The organism is Thalassospira sp. UBA1131 (genome assembly GCF_002311515.1).
In the GTDB taxonomy this organism is placed as follows: domain Bacteria; phylum Pseudomonadota; class Alphaproteobacteria; order Rhodospirillales; family Thalassospiraceae; genus Thalassospira.
The window spans coordinates 1-3,447 of the sequence record NZ_DCAO01000091.1 but is presented as its reverse complement, the minus strand read 5'-3'; the positions used below and the strand labels follow the sequence as shown (position 1 = coordinate 3,447).

3 protein-coding genes are annotated in these 3,447 nt (G+C 57.8%); all 3 read right to left on the bottom strand.

Annotation, left to right across the window (positions count from 1 at the left end):
- Nucleotides 1–866: aldehyde dehydrogenase family protein (locus tag B3Z49_RS13815; protein WP_296991915.1), on the bottom strand; the 866-nt coding region annotated here is incomplete at its 3' end.
- Between the two features lie 69 nt (nucleotides 867–935).
- Nucleotides 936–1,655, bottom strand: a complete 720-nt coding sequence (locus B3Z49_RS13810; protein WP_296991911.1) for a ribonuclease activity regulator RraA — start codon at nucleotides 1,653–1,655, stop codon at nucleotides 936–938.
- A gap of 11 nt (nucleotides 1,656–1,666) precedes the next feature.
- Nucleotides 1,667–3,400 (bottom strand): L-arabinonate dehydratase, encoded by a 1,734-nt coding sequence (gene araD, locus B3Z49_RS13805; protein WP_296991908.1) that lies wholly within the window; start codon nucleotides 3,398–3,400, stop codon nucleotides 1,667–1,669.
- Between the last annotated feature and the right edge of the window lie 47 nt (nucleotides 3,401–3,447).

The window sequence follows — 3,447 nt, the reverse complement described above, 5'->3', positions numbered from 1 at the left end:
GCCCAGCCTTTACCGATTTCCGCACCGCGTGCCTTGACAGCAGCCGGCAGCAGGAACATCGGGTTGACCGAACCAAGTTCGCCAAAGAACGGGATCGGCTCCGGACGGGCAGCACACAGATCATAAAGCGCACGGCCACCGCCAAGCGATCCGGTAAAGCCAACCGCCTTGATCAGCGGATGCTGTACCAGGCTTTGGCCAACGTCACGTTTGCCACCCTGGATCAGGCTGAATACACCCGGGTGAACACCACATTTCTTGATCGCGGCGTCAATCGCCTGGGCAACGATTTCGCCGGTACCCGGATGGGCCGAGTGACCCTTGACCACGACCGGGCAACCAGCAGCCAGTGCCGATGCGGTATCACCACCCGCGACCGAGAAGGCCAGCGGGAAGTTGGACGCACCAAACACAGCAACCGGGCCAATCGGACGCTGCATCAAACGCAGGTCAGGGCGCGGCAACGGCGCACGATCCGGAAGAGCTTCGTCATAACGACGATCCAGATATTCGCCATCAAGAATGTGGCTGGCAAACAGGCGAAGCTGACCGACGGTACGGCCGCGCTCACCCTGAAGGCGCGCTTCGGGCAGGCCGGTTTCCTGGGTGCCGATTTCGGTGATTTCATCGCCACGCGCGTCGATTTCATCCGCAATCGTGTTGATGAATTTTGCGCGCTCTTCGCGGGTTGAGTAGCCGTAAGTCCAAAAGGCTTCTTCGGCGGCCTTTGCGGCCTGATCAACCAGGGCAGGTGTGCCGACCGGGAAGGTGTTGGCCGGGCCATGGGCCGGCTCGGACTGGAAGGTCGTCTCACCAGCGACCCATTCACCGGCAATCAGATGTTTTCCTGTCAGGGTATAAGACATTTCAATCGATCCTCTGGAATGCGTGGATAGGGGTAAATTGATTACATGAAGGTCAACGTAACCGCGATTTTACTGACTTGCCAGCCATTCCTCATACTTTTTGTGATTCTCTTCTTTGGTGCAGGGATAAAGTCCGATAATTGTCGCCCCGTTGGCCACTTGTTCGATCACAAAGGCCTCGTAACTTTCCATGCCTGCACAGGCATCGGCGATCTCGTCTGCCAGATGTGCGGGGATCACCATGACCCCGTCCGTATCGCCAACAAGAACATCACCCGGGAAGACGGCAACATCGCCACACGCGATCGGAACATTGATATCAAGTGCTTCATGCTTGGTCAGGTTGGTCGGCGCTGACGGACCGGCACAATAGGCTGGCATATCAAGCTCACCGATCCCCTCGGCATCGCGGAAACCGGCATCGGACACGATCCCGGCACCACCGCGTACAGCCAAGCGGGTAACAAGGATCGACCCGGCCGATGCCGCAGACGCATCCTTGCGACCATCCATCACCAGAACATGACCCGGCGGGCAGGTTTCAATCGCAACACGTTGCGGATGGTCTTCGTTGCGGAACACCTCGATCGGGTTGCGGTCTTCACGTGCGGGGATATAGCGCAGCGTAAAGGCCTGCCCGACCATGTTTTTCTTTTTCGGTGCCACGGGCCGGACACCCTGAATGAACTGGTTGCGCAGGCCCCGCTTGTAAAGCTGGGTGGCAACAGACGCCGTCGAGGTGCGCATCAGTTTTTCGCGCGTGGCATCAGACAATACATATTCCGTCATGGTCGGTGTCCTTAGAAAATATCAGGTTCGCCGGCAGTTTTGCCGAAATCGGTTTCAAGGAAGTCAAAATCGCAGCCCTGATCGGCCTGGGTTACATGGCGCGAGAACATGTAGCCATACCCACGTTCAAATCGCGGTTCCGGCGGTGTCAGGGCCTTGCGCCGCGCTTCAAGCTCTTCGTCGGGGACGAGCATATCAAGCGAGCGATTTGGCAGATCAAGGCGGACCGTATCGCCATTTTTCAGAAGTGCGAGTGGCCCACCGATATAGCTTTCCGGGCTGACATGCAGAACACACGCGCCGTAAGACGTGCCCGACATGCGGGCGTCGGAAATCCGCAACATGTCACGATGGCCCTGTTTGATCAGCGCCTTGGGGATCGGCAGCATGCCCCATTCCGGGAAGCCGGGGCCGCCTTGCGGACCGGCATTGCGCAGAACCATCACATGATCCGGTGTGATATCGAGGTTCTCGTCATCAACGGCCTTTTTCATTTCCGGATAGCTGTCAAACACCAGTGCCGGGCCTTCATGAACATGATATTTCGGATCGCAGGCGGCTGGCTTGATCACCGCACCGTTCGGGCACAGATTGCCCTTCAGCACGGCAAGCGAGCCTTCCTTGTAGACCGGGTTATCAAGCGGGCGGATGACATCGTCATTATAAACCACCGCGCCTTCAAGGTTTTCACCAAGGGTCTTGCCGGTCACCGTCATGCAACTGGTATCAAGACGATCTTCCATCTGCTTCATCAGGGCGCGCAGGCCCCCGGCATAGAAGAAGTCCTCCATCAGGTAATCCTTGCCCGATGGCCGGACATTGGCGATCAGCGGCGTGGTGCGGCCAAGCTCATCAAGGTCCTCAAGCTTAAGACCCACCCCGGCACGTTTGGCCATTGCGATCAGATGCACCACGGCATTGGTGGAACAACCGGTTGCCATGGCGACAATGGCCGCATTTCGGCAGGATGCATCGGTGATGATCTGATCGGGTGTCAGGTCTTCCCACACCATCTCAACAATGCGGCGTCCGCAATCGGCCGACATGCGCTGATGACCGCTATCGACCGCCGGGATCGAAGAGGCACCGGGCAAAGTCAGTCCCATTGAATCAGCAATCGCCGTCATGGTCGACGCGGTTCCCATGGTCATGCAGGTCCCGGCCGACCGGGCAATACCGCCCTGAATGCCAAGCCATTCTTCGTCGCTGATGTTACCTGCGCGACGTTCATCCCAGTACTTCCAGGCATCAGAGCCCGACCCAAGGATTTTGCCGGCATAGTTACCGCGCAACATCGGCCCGGCAGGCAGATAGATCATCGGCACACCGGCCGAAATCGCACCCATCACCAGACCCGGCGTTGTCTTGTCGCAGCCGCCCATCAGAACCACACCATCCAGCGGGTGGGACCGGATCATTTCCTCGGTCTCCATGGCAAGCAGGTTGCGATAAAGCATCGAGGTCGGCTTGGTGAAGCTTTCATCAACTGAAAGCGACGGCAGTTCGACTGCAAAACCACCCGCCTGCGCAACACCGCGTTTCACATCAACAACACGTTCGCGGAAATGCGAATGACAGGTATTGAGTTCCGACCAGGTATTCAGGACACCGATGATTGGCTTGTCACGAAAATCGTCTTCGGAATAGCCAAGCTGCATCATCCGTGATCGATGGCCAAATGTCCGCAGATCGTCGGGGGCGAACCAGCGTGCCGATCTCAGGTCCTGAGGCTGTTTCTTACTCATTGTCTTATCCTCGGAATGTAAAACGCGACCATGCTTGCAACGGGCGG

Bases quoted from the DNA above. Each gene is read 5' to 3' on its own strand.
- B3Z49_RS13810 (WP_296991911.1), bottom strand. From the start codon at position 1,655: ATGACGGAATATGTATTGTCTGATGCCACGCGCGAAAAACTGATGCGC.
- araD (WP_296991908.1), bottom strand. From the start codon at position 3,400: ATGAGTAAGAAACAGCCTCAGGACCTGAGATCGGCACGCTGGTTCGCC.